Here is a 25,802-nt window from a genome sequence, read left to right as displayed (position 1 = left end):
AGTACGCGTGATCACCACGCGCGGGTGACGTCGTTCCCGTCGCGCGGCGTCTAGCGTGGCGGTCATGGACGGACAGCGCGGGCGCACGGGCGGGCCGCCGCAGTGGTGGCGGCACGGGCCCCCGTGGTGGCATCGCCGGGACGAAGCGGAGCACCGCCACCGGTGGCCCTGGCGCTCCACGGCACTGCTCACGGCGTTCGTGCTGGTCGGTTCCAACTTCGCCGCCCATTCCCAGGAGGGCGAGCGCGCCGACCTGGACCTCTTCGCGCGCGTGCTCCTGCTCCTGACGGGCGCGGCGCTCCTGTGGCGGCAGCGGTACCCGGTGGCGGTCGTGTTCGCCGCGTCGGCCACCACCCTGGTCTACCTGGCCGCCGGATACCCGTACGGGCCGGTCCTGTTGGCCGTGGCGCTGGCCTGCTTCAGCGCCGTCGTCTCCGGGCACCGCAGGGCCGCGTGGTCGGCCCTGGCGGCGCTGTGGGCGGGACACGTCCTGCTGGTGCACTGGCTGTACCGCTGGCTGCCACCGTCGTCGGACTCCGCCGCCTCCTGGGGCGAGGAGATCGTCGTCGCCGTCTGGGGGGTGGCGATCGTGGCGGTGTCGGAGCTGGCCCGGACCCGGCGCGAGCAGTGGGCGAGGGAACGGGCCGAGCGGGCGCAGGCGGCCCGGCGGCGCGCGGACGAGGAACGGCTGCGGATCGCCCGCGAGCTGCACGACGTCCTCGCGCACAGCATCTCCGTCATCAACGTCCAGGCGGGCGTCGGACTCGCGCTCCTCGACACCGACCCGGAGCAGGCGCGGACCGCACTCACCACCATCAAGGCCAAGAGCAAGGAGGCGCTCGGCGAGGTGCGCCAGGTCCTCGACACCCTGCGCACCCCCGGCGCCGCGCCGCGCACGCCCGCCCCCGGCCTCGACCGCCTGCCCGAGCTGGTCCGGCAGGCGGCGAGCGCGGGCCTCACCGTCGAGGTCGAGGGCGAGCCGCCGGCGCTGCCGCCCGGTACCGACCTCGCCGCCTTCCGCATCGTGCAGGAGGCCCTCACCAACGTCGTACGTCACTCCGGTTCGCGGCACGCGCGGGTGTGCCTCGCCCGGGACGGCGGCGCGCTGCGGCTGCGCGTCGACGACGACGGACCCGCGACCGGCGCCGAGGCCGGCGGCAGCGGCAACGGGCTCGCCGGAATGCGGGAGCGGGCGACGGCACTCGGTGGCACCATCGAGGCGGGCCCGCGCCCCGACGGCGGTTTCCGGGTGCTGGCGACACTGCCCATCGGCGGCGGGGGTGCCACGAACACCAAGAGCACGCAGAAGCCCCAGAATCCCCAGAACCCCCAGAACCCCCAGAACCCCCAGAACCCCCAGAACCCTCAGAACCCTCAGAACCCTCAGAACCCCCGGGACGCCGAGAACGCCCACGCCACGGAGGAGGACCGGTGATCCGCGTACTGCTCGCCGACGACCAGTCACTGGTACGCGCCGGTTTCCGGGCGCTGCTGGACGCGCAGCCCGACATCGAGGTGGCCGCGGAGGCGGCCGACGGGGAGGAGGCGGTGCGCGCGATCCGTGAACTGCGCCCCGACGTCGTCCTGATGGACATCCGCATGCCGGTGCTGGACGGCCTCGCGGCGACCCGCAGGATCACGGGGGACGCCGCGCTGAGGGACGTGAAGGTGGTCATGCTCACCACCTTCGAACTCGACGAGTACGTCTTCGAGGCGATCCGCTCCGGCGCCTCCGGCTTCCTGGTCAAGGACACCGAGCCGGAGGAACTGCTGCGCGCCGTGCGGGCGGTGGTCGCCGGAGACGCACTGCTCTCGCCGGGGGTGACGCGCCGGCTGATCGCCGAGTTCGCGGCCCGCTCCAAGGAACCCGCGGCGGCCGGGCAGCTGGCCCGGCTCACCGAACGGGAGCGGGAGGTGATGGCCCTGGTCGGCATCGGCCTGTCCAACGAGGAGATCGCCCGCCGCCTGGTCGTCAGCCCGCTCACCGCCAAGACCCACGTCAGCCGCACCATGGTGAAGCTGGGCGCCCGCGACCGGGCACAACTGGTCGTACTGGCCTACGAGTCCGGATTGGTGCGACCGGGCTGGCTGGGCTGACCGGCACGCGCGAAGCGCAGCAGCACGCTCGCCACCCGCACGAAGAACACGACGACGGCCAGCACCGCGCCCGCCCCGACGAGCACCCGGCGGACGCCGCCGGTCAGCCCGAAGAGATACGCAGGCCCGGCCACGGCCCCGAAGAGCACGGCCGCCGCGAACGCCGCGCTGCACAGCGCGTAGCCGATCTCGACCGTGATCGCGTCCCGCTCGCCCTGCGTACGCCGTCCCCCGTAAGTCGTCATGGCGTCCAGTCTCCCAGACGGACGACCCCGGCCCTTGCCCGCGGTGCGGCCGGTTCACTTCCAGGTGACGCAGGACTTCTCGCGCCACAGCGCGGCGAGGGAGGCGTCGCCGGCCACCTCGGGAAACGGCAGGCGGTTCCACAGCGCCGGGTAGAGCAGTGCGGCGGGCCCGGAGAGTTCGCAGTCGGCGTCACCGTCGCCCGTCCGATCGGTCACGGGCGGCTCGGCCGACAGCCGTACGGTCCACACCGCGCCGGGCACGTCCGTCGCCCGCACCCGCAGCGTGCGGGGCTCCTCGGTGCGTACGGCGCTTTTGGGGCGGGCGTGGAAGGCGCACAGCAACTCGTCGATGCCGTCCACCGCGAAGTCCGCACCGACGGCCGTCGGCGCGCCGCCCAGGGCCGACTCGGCGTCGACGCGGTGCACGGTCGTCTCGTGGGCCTGCCGCCGTGCCCAGAACGCCAGCGGGGACGGCGCGGGCAGGAAGTGCCAGCAGCGCATGTCGGGTGCGGCAGCGGTGAGGGTGTCGACCAGCCGTCCGTGTCCCTCCCGGAACCAGGCCAGCAGGTCGCCGCCGTCGAGGTCGGGCAGGCCGCCGTCGGGGCGGGGGCCGGTATGCCCCTCGGCGACGATCGTCTCCGCCCAGCGGTGCACCGTGCCCGTGTGCCGCAGCAGGTCCCGCACCTGCCAGCCGGGGCAGGTCGGCACCTTGGCGTCGGTGCCCGCCGACTCGGCGGATTCGGCGAGCAACACGCCCTCGCGGGCCAGGACATCGATGTACGAGGCAGTCTCCATGGCGGTGAGTGTGCCGGATCGAGGGCGCTCGAAGGGAGTACTGCGCGGAACTGGACGGCTCAGCCCGGTGCCGCCGCCCGACGGGTCGCGACCGCGACGAGGACCGCCACCGCCGCGAGCGCCGCCACACTGGTGAGCGCGGCGGGCAGCGAGAACCAGTCGGCCATGAAGCCGATCGCGGGCGGCCCGAGCAGCATGCCGCCGTAACCCAGGGTGGAGGCGGTGGCGACACCGGCGGGCCCGCCCAGCGCGCCCGCCCGTTCGATCGCGACCGGGAAGACGTTGGCGAGCCCGAGCCCCGTGACCGCGAAGCCGAACAGGGCCGCCCACACGGAAGGGGCGAGCGAGCCCAGCAGCATGCCGGCCACGGCGGTCGTGCCGCCGGCCACCACCGTGGTCGTCCGGCCCAGGCGCTCCAGCAGGGTGGTGCCGGTCAGCCTGCCGACCGTCATGGCGAGCGCGAAGCAGGAGTAGCCCGCGGCCGCCACCCCCGGGGAGGCGTCGAGATCCTGTTCCAGGTGCAGCGCGCCCCAGTCGGCCATGGCGCCCTCGCCGTAGGCCGTGCACAGCGCGATCACGCCGAAGGTGACGACCAGGCGGCGCGTGCGGCGGTCGAGCCGGCGCGGCGCACCCTGGTCCCGGTCGGCGCCGTCCGGGGGCGCGGCGGGTTCGCAGCGCAGCAGGGCACGGCCCGCGAAGAGGGTCACGACGAGACCGATGAGGGTGAGGCAGAGCAGGTGCCGCACGGGCGGCAGCGACCCGGCGACCAGCCCGCCGAGCCCCGCGCCGATCACGCCGCCGAGACTGAACGCGGCGTGGAAGCTGGGCATGATGGGGCGCCGCAGTACGGCCACCAGGTCGACGGCGGCGCTGTTGAAGGCGACGTTGATCCCGCCGTACGCGCTGCCGAAGACCAGCAGGACCAGGCCGAGGGCGAGCGCGGAGTGGGTGAGCGGGGGCAGGGCGACGCTGAGGCAGAGCAGGACCGCGCAGGCGACGGTGACGGGGTGGCTGCCGTAGCGGCGGCAGAGCCGTCCGGTGAGCGTCATGGTGACGACGGCACCCGCGGAGACGCCGAGCAGCGCCAGGCCCAGGGCACTGGCCGAGGCGCCGGTCTGCTCCTTGATGGCGGGGATGCGTACGACCCAGCCGGCGAAGACGAAGCCGTCGAGGGCGAAGAAGGCGGTCAGGGCGGCACGGAGACGGGTGAGGTCGTTGCGGGAGCCCGGCACGGCGCTGTGCGAACGGGGTTTGTTTATTTGTGGCACAAAGTCAGGCTAGAGGCGCGGACGAGCACGGGCAAGGGTGCCCCGGGACCACAGCGGCGCAGGTCGCAGCCCTGCCGGTCGCATACGCTCGACACCACCATGAAGAACAACCTCACCCCCCTGGAGCCGAAGGCCGACAAGGCCACGGTCAGACGGCACAACCTCAGCCTCGTCCTGAGGGCCGTGCACGACGCGGGGGAGGCGACCCGGGCCGGGATCGCCGCGCACGTCGGACTGACCCGCGCGGCCGTCTCGTCGCTGGTCGAGCAGTTGCTGGAGTACGGCTTCGTCTCCGAGGGCGGCAAGACGAGCAGCGGTCAGGCGGGGCGGCCCGGTACCGTCCTGAAGGTGTCCAGGTCGGGTCCGGCGGGGCTCGGCGTCGAGATCAACATCGACTACGTCACCGTGTGCGTCGTCGACCTCGCCGGCACCGACCGGGTCCGGCTCGTCGAGCACGTCGACAACCGCGGGGTTCAGCCCTCCGAGGTGCTGGCCCGCGCGGCCCGGCTGGCGGCACGGGCCATCGGCTCGGCTACCGAGCAGGACCTCGTGCCGGCCGGCGCGCACGTCGCCCTGCCCGGCCTGGTGACCGGCGGCACCGTCCGCCAGGCCCCCAACCTGGACTGGCGGCGCGTCGCGGTGGAGGGTCTGTTCGCGCAGGCGCTCCTCGCCCTGCGCCCGGCCCACCGACCGCTGCCGGTCAGCTCCGACAACGAGGCCAACGCCGCCGCCCTGGCCGAGCTGTGGTTCGGCGCCGGCACCGAGGGCGTGCGCAGCTTCCTCCACCTGACCGGAGAGATCGGCATCGGCGGCGCCCTGGTGCTCGAGGGGGAGTTGCTGCGGGGAGCGCACGGCTTCGCCGGGGAGATCGGCCACATGGTCGTCGACCCCGACGGGCCCCTGTGCCGGTGCGGGGCGCACGGCTGCCTGGAGCAGTACGCCGGACAGGCCGCCCTGCTCGAAGCGGCCGGCATCGACGCGGCCACGGGTGTGCGGGGCGTCGCGGAACTCGGAGGCCGCGCCCGGCGGGGTGAGCCGGCCGCGCTGGCCGCGATCGAGCGGGCGGGGCGGCATCTGGGTGTCGTCGTGTCGGGCGCCGTGAACCTCTTCGACCCCGACGCGGTGGTGCTCGGGGGCGTCTACCGCGAACTGATGGACTGGCTGGCGCCCGCCGTCGAGAGCGAACTCGCCCGCCGTGTCGTCTCCGGGCTGTGGCGGGAGGACGGCAAGCGGCTGCGGGCCTCCTCGTCCCTCGGCGACGCGGCCCGGGGCGCGGCCGGCACGATCGTCCGCGAGGTGCTGGCCGACCCGGCGGCGTATGCGGAGCGGGACGGCGGCTGACGGGGCCGACGGGGGACCGGCAGGGACGATGCGGGCTGAGGGGGGCTGAGGCGGGTGCGCGGCTGGGCGGCCTTCGCGCCTTCGCGTCACCCGGGGTGGTTCGCGGGGGTCGGCCGGGGCGACGGTCCGTGAGGTGCTGGCCGATCTGGGGCGGGGATGCCGGGCGGGACGGCGGCCGGCCGGGCCGAGGGTCGCTGACGCGGAGGTCGCGGCGCACGCCCCCGCCCCCCTCGGCGGCATACGCCGAGCGGGGCGCGGGCTGTCCAGGCCGGCGGTGGCAGACGCGGGGGCCGCGGCCGGAAGTGGCCCCCCGCGTCGCGGCGTCACCCCCGGCGGTTCGCGGCGATCATCTCCCGGTACCAGCGGTAGCTGTCCTTCGGCGTGCGCTCCTGCGTCTCGTAGTCGACGCGGACGATGCCGAAGCGCTTGTCGTAGCCGTACGCCCACTCGAAGTTGTCCAGCAGCGACCACACGTAGTACCCGCGCACGTCCACGCCCGCGTCGATCGCCGCCCGCAGGGCAGTGAGGTGATCGCGCAGGTAGGCGACGCGGTCGGCGTCGTGGACCGTGCCGTCGGCGGTGGGGGCGTCGTCCTCGGCCGAGCCGTTCTCCGTGATGTGGACGGGCGGCAGCGCGTCCCCGTACTGCTTCTTCAGCCGCACCAGCAGTTCGGTGAAGCTGTCGGGGACGACCGGCCAGCCCATCGCCGTCTCGCGGACGCCGGGCAGTCGTACCTCCTCGTAGCGGTTGTCCGTCGCCACCCGCCGCGCCGGGTCGCTCTCGCGGTGCGGGGCGTCGGCGACCACGATCGGCCGATAGTAGTTGACGCCGAGGAAGTCCAGGGGCTGCGAGATCAGCTCCAGGTCGCCGTCGCGGCGGAAGTCCGCGCCGGTGATCAGCTCGCCCCAGGTCTCCTCCTCGGTGGCCGGGTACCGGCCCGCGAGGATCGGCTCGGTCCACACCAGGTTGTGCTGCGTGTCGGCGCGGACCACGGCCCCCAGGTCGGCGGGGGAGTCGGTGGCCGGCAGGTTGCGGTCCAGGTTGAGCGTGATGCCGGCCTCGCGCACCCCGGCCGCCCGCAGCGCCGTCACCGCCAGACCGTGCCCGACCAGCAGGTGGTGGGCGGCTGCCAGGGCGGGCCGGCCCTCCTTGGCGCCCGGCGCGTGCCGGCCCACCGAGTAGCCGAGGAAGGCGCTGCACCACGGCTCGTTGAGGGTGATCCAGCGCGGCACCCGGTCGCCCAGGCGCTCCGCGACCACGGCCGTGTACTCGGCGAACCGCTCCGCCGTCTCCCGCACCCGCCAGCCGCCCCGGTCCTCCAGGGCCTGCGGCAGGTCCCAGTGGTACAGGGTGGCGGCCGGCTCGATGCCCGCCGCGAGCAGTTCGTCGACCAGGCGGGAGTAGAAGTCCAGACCCTTCGGGTTCACCGCGCCCGATCCGTCCGGCACGACGCGCGGCCAGGCGATCGAGAAGCGGTAGGAGTCCACGCCCAGGTCGCGCAGCAGCGCCACGTCCCCGCGGTAGCGGTGGTAGTGGTCGCAGGCCACGTCGCCGGTGTCGCCGTTCACGACCAGGCCGGGCGTGTGGCTGTAGGTGTCCCAGATCGACGGGCCGCGACCGTCCTGGCGGGCCGCCCCCTCGATCTGGTACGAGGCGGTCGCGGCGCCGAAGACGAAACCGGGCGGGAGGCCGGGGTACTCGCTCATGCTGTGCTGCTCATCTCCTGTTCGGGGGTGGTCACTTGACGGAACCGCCGGTGATCCCGGCGGCGATGTACTTCTGGGCCAGGACGAGCAGGATCGCCGCCGGCACCGCGGAGAGCACGGAGGCGGCCATCACCGAGCCCCAGTCGCCGACGTGCGCGCCGATGTACTGGTAGATGCCCAGGGTGATGGGCTTGACCTCGTCGGTCGTGTTCAAGGTGAGCGCGAACATGAAGTCGCTCCACGAGAACAGGAACGCGAACAGCCCCGACGTGATCAGCGAGTTGCGGCTCATCGGCAGCACCACCCGCACGAACGTCCGCACCGGCCCGGCACCGTCGATCTGCGCCGCCTCGATCACCTCGCCGGGGATCGACACCATGAACGAGCGCATCAGCACGATCGAGAACGGGATGCCCAGCGAGGCGTCAGCCAGCATCAGACCGAAGTAGGAGTTGACCAGACCGAGGTCGACGTACGAGTTGTAGAGCGCGTTGGCGATGACGATGCCCGGCACCATCTGGGTGATCAGCGTGCCGAACACGATGGTGCGCGAGCCCCGCAGCCCGAACCGCGCCAGCCCGTACGCCGCCGGTGCCGAGATCAGCAGGCAGATGGCGACCGCGCCGAGCGACACCGCGAGCGACGTCAGCAGGTGCCCGCCCTGGTCGCTGACGGCCTTCGAGAAGCCGGACAGGTCCAGGCTCCCCGGCACCGGATCGACCTTCAGCAGCCCCGACTCCGGCTGGAGCGCGGTGTTGAGCATCCAGTACAGCGGGAACAGCATCACCGCGAGGACGAGCACACCGGCGACGGTGGAGCCCCAGCGGCGCCGGGACGCGGTGGGCGTGTGGGTGGCCATCGTCGGTCACTTCCCCTCGGTGCGGTTGGCCCGCAGGTAGAACACCGCGAACACCGCGGAGATCAGGATGAGCACGTTGCCGACCACGGCGCCCGCGCCGAAGTCCAGCTGGACGAAGGAGTTCTGGTAGGTGAGTGTGCCCAGCGTCTGGGTCGCGTCGGCCGGGCCGCCGTCGGTGAGGGCGAGGATCAGGTCGAGGATTTTCACGGTCGACATGAACCCGAGCACGAGCACCACCGTGATGACCGGCTTGAGCACCGGCAGGGTGACCGACCGGAAGGTCCGCCACGCCGAGGCGCCGTCCAGCGCGGCCGCCTCGTGCAGTTCCTTCGGGATCTCCTGGAGACCGCCGTACAGGATGACCATGTTGAACGGGATGCCGATCCAGATGTTGACCAGGATGACCGAGAGCAGCGCCATCCCGGGGCTGGTCAGCCAGGGTGTGTGACCGCCGATGCCGATGGTGTCCAGGAAGGAGTTGAGGACCCCGGTGTCCTGGTCGAGGATGCGTCGCCACACGATGCCGGACACCACCATGGGCACCAGCCAGGGCAGCAGGATCAGCGAGCGCAGCACCCCGTTCAGCGGGAACCGGCGGCTGAAGAAGACCGCCAGTGCCATGCCGATGCAGAACTGCCCGAGCAGCGAGCCGGCGGTGAAGACGAGCGTGTGCCACAGCGCCTTGCCGAAGAGCGCGTCGTGGAAGACGTTCGACCAGTTGTCGGTGCCGTTGAAGGGGGCCTCACCGGTGAAGAAGGTCTTCGGCGTGTAGTGCTGGAAGCTCATCACGACGTTGCGGACGAGCGGGTAGCCGAAGAAGAGCAGCATGAAGACGACGGCGGGGGCGACGAACCCCCACTGGGCGAGCCGGCGCCGGCGCGCGATCCGGGCGGGGTCGGGAGCGGCGGCCGGCTCGGGGGTCTTCGCGGGCGTCTGTGCGGTGACGGTGGACGTGGTCATGGGCGCGTACCTCAGTTCCCGCTCGTGGCCCGCTGCTGGGCGCGCTTCAGGGCGGTCTCACTGGACTGGCCGGTCAGGGCGGACTGGAAGGCGCTCTGCAGGGCGAGCGACACGCTCGACCAGCCGGCGCCGAGCTTCGCCGTCCGGGACCGGGCGACGGCCACCTGGTCGGCGAGGGAGTCCAGCTCCGGCACCTTCTCGCGCCAGACCGCGGCGGCCTCGGCGTTGGCCGGGACCATCCAGCTGTTGAGCGCGTACGTCAGCTGCTCCTGCTCGCTCGACAGACACGCGACGATCTTCCCGGCGGTCTTCTCCCGTGCCTCGTCACCGGTGTCCGGCACGGTGAGCACGGCACCGCCCAGTGGACCGACCGAGTCCGCGCCGGCCTCGGGCACCGGGATCGGCGCGATGCCCCAGTGCAGGGACTTGTCGCTGTTGAGGGTCTCCACCTGCCACGGACCGTTGATCATCATCGCCGCGTTGCCGGCCATGAACTGGTCGTTGACGTCGGCCTGCGTCCAGTTGACCGTCGACTTCGACAGCGAGCCGTCCCCGAGCAGGCCCTTCCAGTAGTCCAGCGCCTCCACGACCCGTGGACCGTCCAGATCGGTCTCGTCACCGCCGTTGGACCACATGAACGGCAGGAACTGGAAGACGCCGTCCTCCGCGCCGCCCGCGCTCAGCGCCAGGCCGTACCGCTTGCCCTGGGTCAGCTCCTTCGCGGTCTCCCGCAGTTCCGCCCAGGTGGTGGGAACCTCGACGCCGGCCTCGTCGAGCACGTCCTTGTTGTAGAAGAGCGCCAGCGTGTTCACCGACCGGGCGGCGCCGTAGTACGTCCCCTCATACGAACCGAAGTCGACGATGCCCTGGGGGACGTCCTCGGTGCTCAGCCCGAGGGACCGCAGGTCGGTCAGGCCGCCCGCGTCGGCGAAGGTCGGCATCTCGGACGCGTCGAACTGCACGATGTCGGGCAGCGACTTGGACGAGGCCATGCGCAGCGCCTTCGTCATCACCTGCGAGGCCGGGACGCTCTGCTGCTCGATGGTGATGCCCAGCCGCTCGCCGCACCGGGCCATCGCCTCCGCGTCCCAGCGGTGGTAGGACTCGTCGGTCGAGGAGTTCAGCACGGTGTACACGTCGGGGTCCCGCTGCTGTCCGCAGCCGGTGAGCGCGGCCCCGGCGACCAGGACACAGACGGCGGCGACGGGGGCGACGACTCGGCGTGAGCGTCCTCGCCCGGGTTGCCCGGCGGCAGGAGGGTGTGCTGTCAAGGCGAGCGAGGTGAAGCGCTTCGACATGGTGCGGCCCTTGCTGTCGTACCGTCCGGCTTCGTCGCCGGACCGTTTTGTTTGGTGTGATGACTAATACGTCACGAGAGTGCTGCCGCGCTAGAGGAAAGTGGCCCCGGTCTCTTCGTTCCGTGGCGTGAAGAGATTGTTCTTTTCGGTGATCATGCCTGGTCATCGCGGTGAACTTCGGCGCGGCCCCTCGGCGGCCGGATTTGTTGTGTGTACGATCAAAACGCTGCGGGACGGTCCCCGTTCGCCCATCCGACAGCTCCCGTCCCATCCGAGGAAGATCATGAAGTTCACCGACGGCTTCTGGCTCATCCGCGAGGGCGTGCAGATCTCGTACGCCACCGAAGTGCGCGACGTGCGCCCCGAATCGAAGCGCTTCACCGCCCATGCCGCCGTGAAGAAGGTGACGCGCAGGGGCGACACCCTCAACGCGCCGCTCCTCACGGTCGAATGCTTCTCTCCCGCCGAGGGCGTCATCGGCGTCCGGGTCACCCACCACGCCGGCAAGCGCCGGCCCGGACCCGACTTCGCCCTCGCGGCCGACGCGGACGGCGCCGGCACGGTCCGCCAGGACGGCACCGTCACCGAGCTGACCAGCGGCCCGCTGACCCTCCGCCTGGACCGCGAGGGCCCCTGGGGCCTCACCTTCCACGACGCGGACGGACGCGAACTGACCCGCGCGAACGCCAAGAGCACCGCGTTCGCCACCACCGGCGACGGCGCCCACCACATGCTGGGCCGCCTCTCCCTCGGCGTCGGCGAGCAGGTCTACGGTCTCGGCGAGCGCTTCACCCCGTTCGTCAAGAACGGCCAGGTCGTCGACATGTGGCAGGCCGACGGCGGCACCAGCAGCGAGCAGGCCTACAAGAACATCCCGTTCTACCTCTCCTCACGCGGCTACGGCGTCTTCGTCAACCACCCGGGAGCCGTCTCCTTCGAGGTCGGCTCGGAGTCCGTCGGCCAGGTGCAGTTCAGCGTCGAGGACCAGACGCTGGAGTACTACGTCGTCGCCGGCCCCACCCCCAAGGACGTGCTCACCCGCTACACCGCCCTCACCGGCCGCCCCGCCCTGCCGCCCGTCTGGTCCTTCGGGCTCTGGCTCACCACGTCCTTCACCACCTCCTACGACGAGCACACCGTCACGTCGTTCGTCGACGGCATGGCCGAGCGCGGCATCCCGCTGACCGTCTTCCACTTCGACTGCTTCTGGATGCGCGAGTACCAGTGGTGCGACTTCCAGTGGGACCCGGACGTCTTCCCCGACCCGGACGGCATGCTCGCCCGGCTCAAGGCCAAGGGCCTCAGGATCAGCGCCTGGATCAACCCCTACATCGCCCAGAAGTCCCCGCTCTTCGACGAGGCCGCCGCCCTCGGGCACCTGGTGCGCCGGCCGGACGGCGACGTCTGGCAGTGGGACCTGTGGCAGGCCGGCATGGGCCTGGTCGACTTCACCAGCCCTGCCGCCCGCGACTGGTACGCCGCGAAGCTCAGGCCGCTGCTCGACCAGGGCGTGGACTGCTTCAAGACCGACTTCGGCGAGCGCGTCCCCACCGACGTCGTCTGGCACGACGGCTCCGACCCGGAGCGGATGCACAACTACTACACCCACCTCTTCAACCGCACCGTCTTCGAACTCCTCGAGAAGGAACGCGGACAGGGCGAGGCCGTCCTCTTCGCCCGCTCCGCGACCGCGGGCGGCCAGCAGTACCCCGTCCACTGGGGCGGCGACTGCTGGTCGTCCTTCGAGGCGATGGCCGAGTCGCTCAGGGGCGGCCTGTCCCTGTCGCTGAGCGGCTTCGGCTTCTGGAGCCACGACATCGGCGGCTTCGAGGGCACCCCCGACGAGGCGGTCTTCAAGCGCTGGCTGGCCTTCGGCCTGCTCTCCTCGCACAGCCGCCTGCACGGCTCCTCGTCCTACCGGGTGCCGTGGGAGTTCGGCGAGGAGGCGGTCGACGTCGCCCGGAGCTTCACGCACCTCAAGCACCGCCTGATGCCCTACCTGTACGGCGCCGCCGCCGAGGCCCACCGCACCGGCGTGCCGATGATGCGGCCGATGCTCCTGGAGTACCCGCACGACCCGGGCTGCCGGACGCTGGACCGCCAGTACATGCTCGGCCCCGACCTGCTGGTCGCCCCGGTCTTCACCGAGGACGGCGAGGTCGAGGTGTACCTCCCCGAGGGCACCTGGACCCACCTCCTGACCGGTGAGCGCGTCACCGGCCCCCTCTGGCGCACCGAACGGCACGGCTACGACAGCCTGCCGCTGTACGTCCGTGAGGGCGCCGTGCTCCCGCTGGCCGCGGACGACAGCCGCCCCGACGGGGACTGGCTGGACGCCCCGACCCTGCTGGTCCACCCGCCCGCCGGGTCCGGCTACGAGGCGGAGGTCACCGTGCCCGACCTGCTGGGCACCCCGGCCGCGGCCTTCCGCGTGCGGCGCGACGGGGACGTCCTGCGGGTCACCGCGACCGGCACCGACCGCCCGTTCACCGTGCGGGTCGCGGGCGGGGCGAGCGCGGAGGGCGCCGGTGAGGTGACGGTGCCCCTGGGGTGAGCCTCGGGTCAGCGGGCGAGGGTGCCCAGCGCGGTCAGGAGGCGGTCCACGTCGCCGGCGTCGGTGTACGGCGCGAGTCCCACGCGTACGGCGCCCTCGTCGCCCAGTCCCAGCCGGCGTGCGGCCTCCAGGGCGTAGAAGGAGCCGGCGGGCGCGTCGATCCGGCGTTCGGCGAGCCGCCCGTACACCTCGGCGGGGCTGAGGCCCGCCACGGTGAACAGCAGGGTCGGGGTGCGCCGGGCGGCCCGTGAGTACACGGTGATCCCGCCGAGCTCCGACAGTCCCCGCTCGATGCGCTCGCGCAGGGCCGCCTCGTGCGTCTCCAGGGCGGCGAACGAGGCCCCCAGACGGTCCCGGCGGCTGCCGCGCGCGTCCGGCTCCAGACCCGCGAGGAAGTCCACCGCGGCGCGGGCCCCCGCCAGCAGCTCGTACGGCAGCGTGCCCAGCTCGAAGCGCTCGGGGACGGCGTCGCTGGAGGGCAGCAGCTTGTCCGGCCGCAGTGTCTCCAGGAACTCCGGCCGGGCCGCCAGCACTCCCAGGTGCGGACCGAGGAACTTGTACGGCGAGCACACCAGCGTGTCCGCGCCGAGCACCGTCAGGTCCACCAGGGCGTGCGAGGCGTAGTGCACCGCGTCGACGTGCAGCAGCGCGCCGACACCGTGCGCCAGGCGGGCGACGGCCGCCATGTCGGGCACGGTGCCGATCAGGTTGGACGCGGCGGTCGCCGCGACCAGCCGGGTGCGCGGGGAGAGCACCGCCTCGATGTGCTCGGGCAGCAGTTCCCCGGTGGCCGGGTCGAAGTCGGCCCACCGCACGGTCGCGCCGGCCGCCTCGGCCGCCTGGACCCAGGGCCGGATGTTGGAGTCGTGGTCGAGGCGGGTGACGACCACTTCGTCGCCCGGCCCCCACGTCTTGGCGAGCGTCCGGGACAGGTCGTAGGAGAGCTGGGTGGCGCTACGGCCGAAGACGACGCCCCGCGGGTCGGCGCCCAGCAGGTCGGCCAGGGCGCCGCGGGCGTCGGTGACGATGCCGTCCGCGTTGAGCTCGCCCTCGGTCGTCCGGCCCCGGTTGGCCAGCGGATGGGCCAGCGCCTCGGCGACGGCGTCGATGACGGGCTGGGGGGTCTGGGTGCCGCCCGGGGCGTCGAAGCGGGCGGAGCCGGACTTCAGGGCGGGTATCTGCGCGCGGATCGCGTCGACGTCCAGGGCCATGTGCTCTCCAACCGAAGGCGGGCGTTGCCGCCTCATGATCGCAGCGGGGCGCCGATCGGAACAGACGCCCTGGAGGGACGCGTACCGGCGGTCAGGAGTCCGCGGCGTGGGCCGGCTGCTTCTCGCGGCCACCGGGATGCCGGTGCCGCCAGATCCAGAACACCGAGCAGGACAACAGCGCCCAGCCGCCCAGCACCAGGAACGGGAAGAGGTGCTGGTGGCCCTGGAAGTACACCGCCGTGTGCTGCGCGTTGACCGAGGCACCCGGCGGCAGCCACTGCCCGATCGCCCCCAGCGGAGAGGGCAGCAGGGGCCAGGACACGGCGCCGCCGGACGAGGGGTTGCCGAGCAGGACCATCAGGCCCCAGGTCGGCAGCATCGCCCAGCGTCCGAACAGGGTGTTGAACATCGTGAAGACCATGCCCGACGCGAACATGGTGAGTGCCAGGATCATCCACGACTCGACGAACGGCAGGTCCAGCGCGTTCAGCAGCCAGTCCACCGTCGCGGCGATGGCGAACCCGCCGAGCAGCGCGTAGGCCGCCGTGAAGAGGATGCGTTCGAACGGGGTCAGGGCGCGCGCGTGCACGCTCAGCTGGATCGCGCCGACGAAGCCGATGATGACCGCGGCCAGCGAGATGTAGAAGATCGCGAGCCCGCGCGGGTCGCCCTCCTGGAGGGGGTTGATGTCCCGGACGGTGACCTCGACGCCGGTCTTCTTCCCCACGGCCGGTGCCGTGTCGGCCAGTACCTCGGCGACCGAGGCGCCCGACGCGCTGGACAGGTCGAGCACGGCGGTCCGCCCGTCGTCGCGGATCTCGAAGATCCCGAAGACCTCCTGGTCCTGCATCGCCTCCCGGGCCTCGGCCGTGCTCTCGTAGGGGTGCACCTTCACGGAGGCGTTCAGCGCCTTCTCCAGGCCGTCCAGGAAGGCCTGGCCGCGTGCCTGTTCGTACGAGCCGACCACCGCCGTGGGGATCGAGTGCGGCGTCGGATCCGCCATCGAGTAGGTGTACGAACCCGCGAAGAGCCCCGCGGCCGCCGCGAGGATCAGTACCAGCACGGTGGCCGGCCAGAACGGCGACTGCCGGAACGTGGACCACCGCTGCCCGTGCGTCGGGGGCTCGGCGTGGGCGCCGTGGGACGAGTGGGCCATGTGCCGGACGCTTTCACAGAAGGGGGGCGGGGGCATCACGGACGCCCCCGCCCGGGTGCACGGAGGGTGACGGCAGCCCGTCGCGGGGCCGCCGTCGTCACGTGACGGGAACTCAGGCGTGCACCAGCGGCGTGTCCACCAGGTGCTCGGCCACGAACCAGGCCTGGAGCTCGTTGGTGCGCACGACGTCGGAGACGAGGATGTCGTTGGTGCCGTCGTCGCCCATCTCCTGGGTGCGCGCGGCCGCGTCGTGGCAGTCGGCCAGGATCAGCTCGTGCGCCTCCAGCAGCCGCGACAGCATCGCCGGGACCTCCTCGACGCCGTCCGGGGGACGCGGCACGGTGGTGATCTCGGCGACGTGCCGGGGGTCGCCGATGGCGACGCCGCCGAGCGTCTGGACTCGCTCGGCGACCGTGTCGATCAGTTCCAGCTGCTCGCCGGCGTGCTTGTCCAGCAGCAGGTGCAGTTGGTAGAACGTCGCCCCGCGCATCAGCCAGTGGTACTTCTTGTACAGGTCGTGCAGGATCCGGGTGTCCGCCAGCACCTTGTTCAGCCGCTGGCAGGAGTAGAGCCGGGTGTCCATGGTCAGCGCCACGGGGAACTGCTTGACGGTGCCGAACTCCTGGATGGTGCGGCCCTTCTGGTGCAGCCAGGGCTGGCTGCCGTCGGACCTGTGCTCCACGGACGACGACTTCGGGTTGCTCACGCCTGGTTCCCTTCCGGAGGACTGAAGACTGCGCCGGCGCGGTGCGACCGGCCCCGGTCCCCCCGGCGACAGTCGACCAGCCGTCCGCCGTGCCCGCAAACGCTGGGGGGTTGTCCGGTCGTCCGGCCGCCGCTTAGGGTCTGCCCGAGTGAAAGCGCTTTCTGCCCGCGTACGCGCCCCTCGTGCGCCGGCGTCCGAGGAGGACCGCATGGCCCCACGTCCCGACCGCCGCCGTGTCGCCGTGATCGGCACCGGTGCCATCGTCACCGGCGGCCACCTGCCCGCCCTGAGAGCCCACGCGGAACGGACGGAACTGGTCGCCGCCGTGGACGTGGACCGGAGGCGGCTCGACGCCTTCCGGGCCGAGGCGGGCGGGGACGTCGCCGGGTACACGTCGGTGGGCGACATGCTGGACGCCGTACGGCCCGACCTGGTCCTGATCGGCACGCCGCCGTCCCTGCACCGGGAGCAGGCGGTGGCCGCGCTCAAGGCGGGCGCCTGGGTGCTGTGCGAGAAGCCGCTGTGCCTGTCGCTGGCCGAGTACGACGACATCGCGGCGGCCGAGGAGGCGTCGGGGGCGTACGCGTCCGTCGTCTTCCAGCACCGGTACGGCTCGGGCGCCGCGCACGCCCGCGACCTGATCGCGAGCGGGGAGCTGGGTGTCCCGCTGGTCGCCCACTGCCAGACCACCTGGCACCGCGACGCCGCCTACTACGCCGTGCCCTGGCGCGGCCGCTGGTCCACCGAGGGCGGCGGCCCGACCATGGGCCACGGCATCCACCAGTACGACCTGCTGCTGCACCTGCTCGGCCCCTGGGCGGAGGTGCGGGCCATGGCGTCCCGCCTGGTCCACGACACCGAGAGCGAGGACGTGTCCACCGCCCTGGTGCGGTTCGCGAGCGGCGCCCTGGCCACCGTCGTCAACAGCGTGCTCTCGCCGGACGAGGTGAGCCGCGTCCGCGTCGACTGCGCCGACGCCACGGTCGAGCTGACGCACCTGTACGGGCACCGCAACGACGACTGGAGCTACACCCCGGCCCGGCACGTGGACCCCGCGCGCGCCGCCGCCTGGCGCGTCCCGGCGGCGGACGTGCCCAGCTCCCACACGGCGCAGCTCGGCGCCGTGCTGGACGCCTGGGACGCGGGCGAGCGGCCGCCCGGCAGCGGCGTACAGGCCCGCGCCACGCTGGAGTTCGCCGCCGCCCTCTACAAGGCGGCGTTCACCGGACGGCCGGTCCTCGCCGGCGAGATCGCGCCCGGCGACCCCTTCCACGGGGCCATGCACGGCGACCACCCCGACTGGGCCCCGAAGGAGCGCGCATGAGCACCCTCCGCGTCACCCACACCCACGGCGACCACATCGCCGTCACCGCCGCCGGCGGCACCGAGATCCTCCGCTACGTCTACCGTCCCGACCCCGACGCCTTCGAGTCCCGCAAGCCCTACGCCCACCCGGTGCGCACCCTCGCCGGACGCACGGTGACCGGCTACCGCCCCAGCGACCACCGCTGGCACAAGGGCCTGCAGATGACGGCCAGTCATCTCTCGGGCCAGAACTTCTGGGGCGGCAACTGCTACGTCCACGGCGAGGGTTACCGGCCGCTGCCCGAGCGTGTCGGTTCGATGCGCCACGACGGCTTCGCCGGCCTCACGGCCGAGGACGACCGGTTCGCGCTCACCGAACAGCTCACCTGGATCGAGAACGGCGGCGCCGAGTGGGCCCGCGAAGAGCGGGGCCTGACCCTCCACTCGGTCGACGAGGAGGCCGGCGCCTGGGTTCTGGACTGGTCGATCCGCCTCACCAACACCCGCACGGAGGCACTGGCGTTCGGCTCCCCGACCACCGCCGGCCGCGAGATGGCCGGCTACACCGGACTCCAGTGGCGCGGCCCCCGCGACTTCACCGGAGGCACCGTCTTCGCGCCGGACACCGAAGCGGACGCCGCCGGACTGATGGGCACCCAGAGCCCCTGGCTCGCCTTCACCGCCGAGCACGACGAGGTCGACGCCCGCTCCACGCTCGTCTTCGCGCATGCGCCCGAGAACCTCGACGAGGAGCGGGCGATCCACCCCTCGCACTGGTTCGTGCGCGCCGACCCCGTTCCGAGCGTGGCGTTCTCCTGGGCGTTCTTCGAGGAGTTCGAGCTGCCTGAGGGCGAGTCCTTCGCCTACCGCTACCGCGTCCTGGTCGCCGACGGCGCCTGGGATCGCGACCGGATCGGCGCCCACCTGGACACACTGGCCTGGTGAGCGCCCCCGGGCCCCGGCCCGCACCTGCACCTGGTCCGCACGGAGACCTACGTCGTCACCGGTGGACACGGCGCGGTGCAGACGCTGAGCCCGGACGGCCACCGGGACGTCCCGCTGGGGCCGGGCTCGGACGCCTGGTCCACGCCGGGGACCGTGCACCGCATGGTGCAGGGCGGCGGCCGCGCGTCACCGGGCTGATGGAGAACAGCGGCCTGCCCGAAGCCGGGGACGCCGTCCTCACCTTCCCGCCCGTGGTGCCGGCCGACCCGGAGGCCGCGGCACGGCGCCGCAGGGACCTCGCCGTCCGGGGCTACCTGGTGCTGCGCGAGGCCCTGGCCGCCGGGGACGACGGCCCGTACCGGAGTTCCAGCGGGCCGCCGGGCACCTGGTGCGGGACAAGGTGCCCGGCCGGCGGGAGTTGTGGCGGTCCGGCGCGTCGGCCGCCGCCGGCCGCACCGGCGCGCAGCTCGACGCGCTCGCCGACGGCGACCCCGGGTACCTCGCCGACGCCACCGCGTACGGGACGGCACCCACCAGGCTGGGCGGCTACGGCATGTGCGGCCGCCGGGACGAGTACGCACTGCCGGGGCCGACGCCTCAGCTCGACGCGTCCCGCACGGAGGGGAGTTGAGAGGCAGATGGGACCGGGCGGGCGGCTGTTCACTTCCCGATCCCTTGCCAGGCCGAAGAGTTAAGGGGCCATTAGGGCAGCGGAAGTGTGAAGCGGTGGTCGAAATGCGCATCATCTTGGCATGAACCTGCGGCCCGAGGGGCGGGCCGCAGCCTCATGGAGGTGTGGAATGCACCGCAGACTCGCCACCGGGTTCGCCGCCACGGCCCTGTCCGTGACCACCGTCCTCGCGACCGCCGCGACGGCCGACGCCGCTCCCGCCGACAAGCCGCGGGTGCTCGCGAGCTGGACGCAGACCAGCGCGTCGAGCTACAACGCCTGGGCCGCCGCGCGGGCGAACCAGTCCGCCTGGGCCGCCTACGAGTTCGACTGGACCACCGACTACTGCTCCTCCTCGCCGGACAACCCGTTCGGCTTCCCCTTCAGCAGCTCCTGCGCGCGACACGACTTCGGCTACCGCAACTACAAGGACGCCGGCACCTTCAGCGCTAACAAGTCCCGGCTCGACAGCGCCTTCTACGAGGACCTCAAGCGAGTCTGCGCCCGCTACGGGGGCGCCACCAAGGCCGCCTGCAACAGCACGGCGTGGACGTACTACCAGGCCGTGCGGGCCTTCGGCTGACGCAGCCGTCACCGGTTGGCGCAGGACGGTGCCCGCGATGGCGAGCAGACCGACCGCAGGCCCGGCACCGGGGAGGCCGCCGCTGCCGTCAGGGCGGCGGCCGCCCCGGCGATGCCCAGTACGGCGCCCGCGGCCACGTCGCCGGGATAGTGCACGCCGGTGTGGACCCGGGAGTAGGCGACGGCGCCCGCCAGCGCGCCGAGAGGTACGGCCGCCTCGGGCAGGACCACGCCGACCGCCGTGGCGAACGCGACCGCGGAGGCCGTGTGACCGGACGGGAAGGACGCCGACACGGGCATCGGCACGTGCCGGTCGACCGTCACCCGCGCCGCCTCCCGGTCCGGCCGCGCCCTGCGCACCAGACGCTTGCCCAGCAGGTTCGCGGCGGCCGACGTCACGGCGACCGCGGCGAGCCCGACGAGGGCGGCCCGCCGGGGCCGCGCACCGGCCGGCGCGAGTGCGGCGGCGATCCCGAGCGAGATCTTCGAATGGTCGGCCGCGCGGGACAGCCGGCGCAGCGCACGGTCGAGCGAGGGGGTGGAGGTGGCCGCCACCGCCGCGTACAGCGCGCCGTCCACAGCACGCAGATCACCGAGTACGGCGTCGAGGGCCCGGCGGCGGGGCCGGACGGGCACCGGGGCCGGCGAGAGCGGGCCGCTGGTGTCCCCGTCGGCGTTGGTCGGTTCGGTCATGGGCTCCTGCTCCGCGGGGCGAGGGGACGGCCTGGGCGAGGGCGAGGCGGCCGAGGGGCGCGCGGTCCGTCGGCGTACCAGCCTGTCCCGTTCCCACGCGCACGGCGCGCCGACGGGGCCCGTTCGGCGTGCGGCGGCTCAGCTCGCGGCCTTGAAGCCCCGCAGCCGCAGCGAGTTGCCCACGACGAAGACCGAGGAGAAGGCCATGGCCGCTCCGGCGATCATCGGGTTGAGCAGCCCGGCCGCGGCGAGCGGCAGGGCGGCGACGTTGTAGGCGAAGGCCCAGAACAGGTTGGACTTGATGGTGCCCAGCGTCTTGCGGGCCAGCCGGATCGCGTCGGCGGCCGCCCGCAGGTCGCCGCGGACCAGGGTGAGGTCGCCTGCCTCGATGGCGGCGTCGGTTCCGGTGCCCATGGCCAGCCCCAGGTCGGCCTGGGCGAGCGCCGCGGCGTCGTTGACCCCGTCGCCGACCATCGCCACCGAACGGCCCTCGTTCTGGAGGCGCTTGACGACGTCGACCTTGTCCTCGGGCATGACCTCGGCGACGACGTGCTCGGGAGCGATGCCGACCTCCGCGGCCACCGACTCGGCGACGGCCCTGTTGTCGCCGGTGAGGAGCATCGGGGTCAGGCCCAGGGCGCGCAGCCGGCCGATGGCCTCGGCGCTGGTGTCCTTGACCGCGTCGGCGACCTCCAGGACCGCCCTGGCCTCGCCGTCCCAGGCGACGGCGATCGAGGTACGGCCCGCCGCCTCGGATTCGGCCTTGGCCCGCGCCAGCTCGGCGGGCAGCTCCATGGCCCACTCGGCGAGCAGCTTCTCGCGGCCCACGAGGACGGCGTGGCCGTCGACGACGCCCTGCACACCGAGCCCCGGGACGTTCGCGAAGTCCTCGGGCGCGGGCAGCGCGCCCAGCTTCGCCAGCGCTCCGTCGGCGACGGCGCGGGCGATCGGGTGCTCGGAGGCGTGCTCCAGGGCGCCCGCCAGCCGCAGCACGTCACCCTCCTCGGTGCCGTCGGCGGTGTGCACGGCGAGCAGCGTCATGCGGCCGGTGGTGACGGTGCCGGTCTTGTCGAGGACGATGGTGTCGACCTTGCGGGTGGACTCCAGCACCTCGGGGCCCTTGATGAGGATGCCGAGCTGGGCGCCGCGCCCGGTGCCGACCATCAGCGCGGTCGGCGTGGCCAGGCCCAGGGCGCAGGGGCAGGCGATGATCAGGACCGCCACGGCGGCGGTGAACGCGGCCGTCAGCCCGGAGCCGTTGCCGATCCAGAAGCCCAGGGTGGCCAGCGCGAGGACGATGACGACGGGCACGAAGACGCCGGAGATGCGGTCGGCGAGCCGCTGGGCGGCGGCCTTGCCGTTCTGCGCGTCCTCGACCAGCTTCGCCATCCGTGCCAGCTGGGTGTCGGCGCCGACCCGCGTCGCCTCGACCACCAGCCGGCCGCCCGCGTTCACGGTCGCACCGGTGACCGCGTCACCGACGCCGACCTCCACCGGCACCGACTCACCGGTGAGCATCGACGCGTCAATGGCCGAGGTGCCCTCGACGACCGTGCCGTCGGTCGCGATCTTCTCGCCGGGACGGACCAGGAAACGGTCCCCGACCCTCAGCCCGGCGACCGGGATCTGCTCCTCCACCCCGCCCCGCAGCACGGTCACGTCCTTGGCGCCGAGCTCCAGCAGGGCCTTCAGGGCGGCACCCGCCTTGCGCTTGGACCGGGCCTCGAAGTAGCGGCCCGCCAGGATGAACGCGGTCACCCCGGCGGCGGCCTCCAGGTAGATGTTCCCGGCGCCGTCGCTGCGGGCGATGGTCAGCTCAAAGGGGTGGGTCATGCCGGGCGTGCCCGCGGTGCCGAGGAACAGCGCCCACAGCGACCACAGGAACGCCGCCGACGTCCCCACCGAGATCAGCGTGTCCATGGTGGCCGCGCCGTGCCGGGCGTTGGTGAAGGCGGCCTTGTGGAAGGGCCAGGCGGCGTACGTCACCACGGGCGCCGCCAGGGTCAGCGACAGCCACTGCCAGTACTCGAACTGCAGCGCCGGCACCATCGCCATCGCGATGACGGGGACGGCCAGCACCACGGCGGTGACCAGCCGCTCCCGCAGCGGCCGCAGCTCGTCGGCGGCCTTGGCGCTCTGAGGGCCGGACTCCGGCTCGGAGCGCACCGGCTCGGGCTCGCGGGCCGTGTAACCGGTCGCCTCGACCGTGGCGATCAGCTCGGGGACGGACACGTCGGCGCCGTAGCTGACCTTCGCCTTCTCCGTCGCGTAGTTGACGGTGGCGGTGACCCCCTCCATCCGGTTGAGCTTCTTCTCGATCCGGGCGGCGCACGAGGCGCAGGTCATGCCGCCGATGGCGAGTTCTACCTCGGTCGGTGCGCCGGTCGTACTGGTGGACATGGCTGCTCCTGATGCGGGTCGTCGGCCGGGACCCGGTCCTGCGGGTCCCGGCGGTGCGGCGGGGGAGTTCGGGGTGGTCAGACGCGGCCGGTCAGCTCGTAACCGGCCTCGTCGACGACCTCGGCGATCACGGCGTCGTCCGGCTCGGCGGCCGCGGTGACGGTGACCAGGCCGGAGCCGACCTGGACGTCGACACCGGTGACCCCGTCCAGCTCACCGATCACCCGGGTGAGCGTCGCCTTGCAGTGACCGCAGCTCATGCCGGCGACGGCGTAGGTGGTGCTGACGGGGGTGGTGATGGTCGAGGTCATGTCTTCCTCCGAAGGTGCGGTGCCGTACGGATACGGGCCCGGGGTATCCCCTGCCCTATGTCATGTATACCCCTAGGGGGTACCTAACGCAAGTCTCGGCCGCCACTTGACTCGGTACCCCCCAGGGGTATGGTGAGGTGCATGAAGAGGTCTCCCGTGAGCCGGAGACCCGGGATGCGAGGAGACGACCGCCATGAACACCGGACTGAGGATCACCGCGTTCACCGCCGCGCTGGCCGCCGCCTTCGGCTCCGCCTACGGCGTCGGCACGACGGTCGAACCGGTCGTCGCGGAGAGCGCGCCCGCGCCGCACGACGAGCACGGTCGGCCCTCGGCCGAACCCGAGGAGGGCGGCGGTCACGTGGGCCACGAGACGGCACCGGCCGGCGGACTGCAGATCTCCGAGAAGGGGTACACCCTCGACCTGGCCACCCCGCGCGTCACCGCCGGAGAGCGCACCGAGCTGCGCTTCACCGTCCGGGACGCGCGCGGCGACGCCGTCACCGCGTACCAGCGCGAGCACGGCAAGGAGCTGCACCTCATCGTGGCCTCACGCGACCTGGTCACCTACCGCCACCTGCACCCCACCCGAGCCGCGGACGGCACCTGGCGCACCCCCGTCGACCTGCCCGGCGCTGGCGGCTACCGCGTCTTCGCCGACTTCACCCCGGCGAAGAAGGGCGCGGAGAACCTCACGCTCGGCGCCGACCTCGCCGCTTCCGGCCGCTACGAGCCCGCGCCCCTGCCGGCCCCGAACGCCGCGGCCACGACCGGCGGTTACCAGGTCGAGCTCGCCGGCTCCCTGAGCCCCGGGCGCCCGAGCGAACTGAGGCTGAAGGTCTCCCGCGACGGCGAACCCGTCACCGACCTCCAGCCCTACCTCGGCGCCTACGGTCACCTGGTCGCCCTGCGCTCCGGCGATCTCGCCTACCTCCACGTCCACCCGAACGGCGAACCCGGCGACGGCACCACCAGCCCCGGCCCGGAGATCTCCTTCACGGCCACCGCCCCCACCGCCGGCACCTACCGCCTGTTCCTGGACTTCCAGCACGGCGGCGAGGTGCACACCGCGGCGTTCACCGTCCGGGCCGGAGCGGCGCCGGGCACACAGGACCCGGCCCCGGCCACCACGACGGAACACACCGACGGCCACGGGCACTGACGACCGACACCCTCGACGGGCACCGGTGGGCGGCCGAGGTTCCCGTCAGGCCGCCTGGTGAAAGCTCGTCGGCCAGAGGGCGGCCCCGGTCGGGCGCCTGCCGGGTCCTTCGGGAGGTCGGCGGACCCTGTCGGGCGGCTGTCGGTTCTCTGCGGGCGGACGGAGTTCCGGAACCGGCGTGCGGTGGTCTCGTCGAGCGGGTCGTGGTCCCCGCCGGGCGGTTGACGGTCCCGGTTGGGCGTGTGGTGGGGGTCGTCGGGCGCGCGTTGGCCCCGGTCAGGTGCGCGGTGGGAGGTCGCCGGGCGCACGTTGGCCCCGGTCGGGCCTGCGGTGAAAGCTTGCCGAGTGCACGTCGGCCCTGGTCGGGCGGGTGCCGGTGCTCGTCGAGGACGGCGTGCCGGAGCCGTTGGGGCTGAGGGTGATCGCGCGTTCCGCCTCCGGGACAGAGGCGCGCGGCGGCGCGCGTCCCACGGTGCGGCGCTGGCCCCGGTCGGGCGGATGCCGGGCGTCGTCGGTGGTCGGCAGGTCCTGTCGGGCGGCGGACCGTCGCTGACGGGTGAACGGTGGCTACAGCCAGGCGCGGTGGAACCTCGTCGGGCGGGTCACGGCCCCCGTCGGCCGGCCGGGGGCCCGGGCCGGACAGCCGGCGGTCCCGTCGGGCGGCCGCTGGTCCCGGGCGGCCGGCAGTCCTCCCGTCAGGCCAGCACGACCCGGACCCCGCACTCCTCGAACCGCCGCACCAGGTCCGGATCGGCCGACCCGTCCGTGACCAGCGTGTCCACCGACTCGGTCGCGCAGATCCGGGCGAAGGCCCGCCGGCCCAGCTTGCTGGAGTCGGCGGCGACGACCACGCGCTCGGCGCGCTCGCACAGCAGCCGGTTGATCGCCGCCTCCGCCTCGTCGTGGGCCGCGGCGCCGTGCGTGACGTCGAAGGCGACGACCCCCAGTACCGCCATGTCGACCGTCACCTGGCCCAGTACCCCGTCCGCGAGCGGCCCGATCAGCTCGTACGACTGAGCCCGGGCCACCCCGCCCGTCACCACGATCTTGAACTGCGGCCGGACCGCCAGCTCGTTGGCGATGTTGAGCGCGTTGGTGACCACGGTCAGCGCCGGCGTGCCCGAGGCGAGGTCCGCGCGCACCGCCAGCGCGCGCGCCACCTCGGTGGTGGTCGTCCCCCCGGTCAGTCCCACCGCCTCGCCCGGCGCGACCAGGGCGGCGACCGCCTGGGCGACGCGCTGCTTCTCGGAGGCGTTGCGGGCCGTCTTGTACCGCAGCGGCAGTTCGTACGACACCCCGTGCACGACCGCGCCACCGCGGGTGCGCACCAGCATCTGCTGCTCCGCCAGCCGGTCGAAGTCACGGCGGATCGTCGCGGCCGAGACCTCCAGTTCGGCCGCCGCCTCCTCGACGTCCAGCCGGCCGCGTTCGACGAGCAGCTCCAGCAGCGCCTTCCAGCGGGCGTCGCGCGACATCCGCGCCTCCGTTCTTCGATCTCCCGCCGACCCTAGCGCACCGCACAGTTCCCAAGATTGCTT

General features: G+C 73.1%; 22 protein-coding genes and 1 pseudogene. 9 read left to right on the top strand and 14 right to left on the bottom strand.

From position 1 onward, the window contains the following. The first annotated feature begins 64 nt into the window (after positions 1-64). Together M6G08_RS29545 and M6G08_RS29540 are read left to right on the top strand one after the other, a co-directional pair. On the top strand, positions 65-1,435 hold the full coding sequence (locus M6G08_RS29545; RefSeq protein ID WP_272590164.1) for a sensor histidine kinase: 1,371 nt from the start codon (positions 65-67) through the stop codon (positions 1,433-1,435). Next, positions 1,432-2,097 (top strand): response regulator, encoded by a 666-nt coding sequence (locus M6G08_RS29540; protein WP_272590163.1) that lies wholly within the window; start codon positions 1,432-1,434, stop codon positions 2,095-2,097. Before M6G08_RS29545 ends, M6G08_RS29540 begins: the two co-directional genes overlap by 4 nt. On the opposite strand, the gene M6G08_RS29535 is transcribed toward M6G08_RS29540, so the two are convergent. The 3 genes from M6G08_RS29535 to M6G08_RS29525 are packed head-to-tail and all read right to left on the bottom strand — an operon-like array spanning position 2,058 to position 4,369. After that, the gene (locus tag M6G08_RS29535; protein ID WP_272590162.1) at positions 2,058-2,342 is read right to left on the bottom strand and encodes a DUF6332 family protein; all 285 of its coding nucleotides are present in this window, start codon (positions 2,340-2,342) and stop codon (positions 2,058-2,060) included. The genes M6G08_RS29540 and M6G08_RS29535 overlap by 40 nt on opposite strands. A 54-nt stretch (positions 2,343-2,396) precedes the next feature. Further along, positions 2,397-3,137, bottom strand: coding sequence for a maleylpyruvate isomerase family mycothiol-dependent enzyme (locus tag M6G08_RS29530; RefSeq protein WP_272590161.1), 741 nt, complete (start codon positions 3,135-3,137; stop codon positions 2,397-2,399). Positions 3,138-3,196: 59 nt separating this feature from the next. Then, positions 3,197-4,369, bottom strand: coding sequence for an MFS transporter (locus tag M6G08_RS29525; RefSeq protein WP_272591473.1), 1,173 nt, complete (start codon positions 4,367-4,369; stop codon positions 3,197-3,199). A 135-nt stretch (positions 4,370-4,504) separates the two neighbouring features. On the opposite strand from M6G08_RS29525, the gene M6G08_RS29520 reads away from it, so the two are divergent. After that, positions 4,505-5,746 (top strand): ROK family protein, encoded by a 1,242-nt coding sequence (locus tag M6G08_RS29520; protein WP_272590160.1) that lies wholly within the window; start codon positions 4,505-4,507, stop codon positions 5,744-5,746. Positions 5,747-6,069: 323 nt separating this feature from the next. Here the strand turns inward: M6G08_RS29520 and M6G08_RS29515 are convergent, their stop codons facing one another. The 4 genes from M6G08_RS29515 to M6G08_RS29500 are packed head-to-tail and all read right to left on the bottom strand — an operon-like array spanning position 6,070 to position 10,569. Then, positions 6,070-7,452 (bottom strand): GH1 family beta-glucosidase, encoded by a 1,383-nt coding sequence (locus tag M6G08_RS29515; protein ID WP_272590159.1) that lies wholly within the window; start codon positions 7,450-7,452, stop codon positions 6,070-6,072. A 31-nt stretch (positions 7,453-7,483) separates the two neighbouring features. Further along, entirely contained in the window at positions 7,484-8,311 is an 828-nt protein-coding gene (locus M6G08_RS29510) for a carbohydrate ABC transporter permease (RefSeq protein ID WP_272590158.1), read from the bottom strand. 6 nt (positions 8,312-8,317) lie between these two features. Continuing rightward, positions 8,318-9,271 (bottom strand): carbohydrate ABC transporter permease, encoded by a 954-nt coding sequence (locus M6G08_RS29505; protein WP_272590157.1) that lies wholly within the window; start codon positions 9,269-9,271, stop codon positions 8,318-8,320. Between the two features lie 11 nt (positions 9,272-9,282). After that, on the bottom strand, positions 9,283-10,569 hold the full coding sequence (locus tag M6G08_RS29500) for an ABC transporter substrate-binding protein (protein WP_272590156.1): 1,287 nt from the start codon (positions 10,567-10,569) through the stop codon (positions 9,283-9,285). A gap of 283 nt (positions 10,570-10,852) precedes the next feature. On the opposite strand from M6G08_RS29500, the gene yicI reads away from it, so the two are divergent. Continuing rightward, positions 10,853-13,123 (top strand): alpha-xylosidase, encoded by a 2,271-nt coding sequence (gene yicI / locus M6G08_RS29495; protein WP_272590155.1) that lies wholly within the window; start codon positions 10,853-10,855, stop codon positions 13,121-13,123. An 8-nt stretch (positions 13,124-13,131) separates the two neighbouring features. Here the strand turns inward: yicI and M6G08_RS29490 are convergent, their stop codons facing one another. The 3 genes from M6G08_RS29490 to M6G08_RS29480 form a co-directional block, all read right to left on the bottom strand. Then, on the bottom strand, positions 13,132-14,334 hold the full coding sequence (locus M6G08_RS29490) for a cysteine desulfurase-like protein (protein ID WP_272590154.1): 1,203 nt from the start codon (positions 14,332-14,334) through the stop codon (positions 13,132-13,134). A 91-nt stretch (positions 14,335-14,425) separates the two neighbouring features. Further along, positions 14,426-15,490, bottom strand: coding sequence for an ABC transporter permease (locus M6G08_RS29485; protein ID WP_272590153.1), 1,065 nt, complete (start codon positions 15,488-15,490; stop codon positions 14,426-14,428). 112 nt (positions 15,491-15,602) lie between these two features. Further along, the gene (locus tag M6G08_RS29480) at positions 15,603-16,196 is read right to left on the bottom strand and encodes a Dps family protein (protein ID WP_073731174.1); all 594 of its coding nucleotides are present in this window, start codon (positions 16,194-16,196) and stop codon (positions 15,603-15,605) included. A gap of 208 nt (positions 16,197-16,404) precedes the next feature. Here M6G08_RS29480 and M6G08_RS29475 point away from each other — a divergent pair, with 208 nt between their 5' ends. The 4 genes and pseudogenes from M6G08_RS29475 to M6G08_RS29460 all read left to right on the top strand — a co-directional run bounded on the left by M6G08_RS29475 (position 16,405) and on the right by M6G08_RS29460 (position 19,699). Next, the gene (locus M6G08_RS29475) at positions 16,405-17,520 is read left to right on the top strand and encodes a Gfo/Idh/MocA family protein (RefSeq protein WP_272590152.1); all 1,116 of its coding nucleotides are present in this window, start codon (positions 16,405-16,407) and stop codon (positions 17,518-17,520) included. Next, positions 17,517-18,446, top strand: a complete 930-nt coding sequence (locus M6G08_RS29470; protein WP_272590151.1) for a DUF6807 domain-containing protein — start codon at positions 17,517-17,519, stop codon at positions 18,444-18,446. The genes M6G08_RS29475 and M6G08_RS29470 overlap by 4 nt, the downstream gene beginning before the upstream one ends. 24 nt (positions 18,447-18,470) lie before the next feature. Then, positions 18,471-19,077: pseudogene (locus tag M6G08_RS29465) on the top strand (cupin). Between the two features lie 169 nt (positions 19,078-19,246). Then, the gene (locus M6G08_RS29460; protein ID WP_272590150.1) at positions 19,247-19,699 is read left to right on the top strand and encodes a phospholipase; all 453 of its coding nucleotides are present in this window, start codon (positions 19,247-19,249) and stop codon (positions 19,697-19,699) included. Positions 19,700-19,707: 8 nt separating this feature from the next. On the opposite strand, the gene M6G08_RS29455 is transcribed toward M6G08_RS29460, so the two are convergent. The 3 genes from M6G08_RS29455 to M6G08_RS29445 all read right to left on the bottom strand — a co-directional run bounded on the left by M6G08_RS29455 (position 19,708) and on the right by M6G08_RS29445 (position 23,102). Continuing rightward, complete coding sequence (locus M6G08_RS29455) at positions 19,708-20,391, bottom strand: phosphatase PAP2 family protein (RefSeq protein ID WP_272590149.1); 684 nt, start codon at positions 20,389-20,391, stop codon at positions 19,708-19,710. 138 nt (positions 20,392-20,529) lie between these two features. After that, entirely contained in the window at positions 20,530-22,791 is a 2,262-nt protein-coding gene (locus tag M6G08_RS29450; RefSeq protein WP_272590148.1) for a heavy metal translocating P-type ATPase, read from the bottom strand. A gap of 77 nt (positions 22,792-22,868) precedes the next feature. Beyond that, positions 22,869-23,102, bottom strand: a complete 234-nt coding sequence (locus tag M6G08_RS29445) for a heavy-metal-associated domain-containing protein (protein ID WP_272590147.1) — start codon at positions 23,100-23,102, stop codon at positions 22,869-22,871. A 193-nt stretch (positions 23,103-23,295) separates the two neighbouring features. Here M6G08_RS29445 and M6G08_RS29440 point away from each other — a divergent pair, with 193 nt between their 5' ends. Further along, on the top strand, positions 23,296-24,264 hold the full coding sequence (locus M6G08_RS29440; RefSeq protein WP_272590146.1) for a DUF8832 domain-containing protein: 969 nt from the start codon (positions 23,296-23,298) through the stop codon (positions 24,262-24,264). Positions 24,265-24,959: 695 nt separating this feature from the next. Here M6G08_RS29440 and M6G08_RS29435 read toward each other — a convergent pair. Continuing rightward, on the bottom strand, positions 24,960-25,739 hold the full coding sequence (locus tag M6G08_RS29435) for a DeoR/GlpR family DNA-binding transcription regulator (RefSeq protein ID WP_272590145.1): 780 nt from the start codon (positions 25,737-25,739) through the stop codon (positions 24,960-24,962). Positions 25,740-25,802: the final 63 nt, after the last annotated feature.

This window comes from Streptomyces sp. M92 (genome assembly GCF_028473745.1).
Classification (GTDB): Bacteria; Actinomycetota; Actinomycetes; order Streptomycetales; family Streptomycetaceae; genus Streptomyces.
Note: the sequence above shows the minus strand (reverse complement) of the source record. Positions and strands in the feature narration are given on the sequence as shown.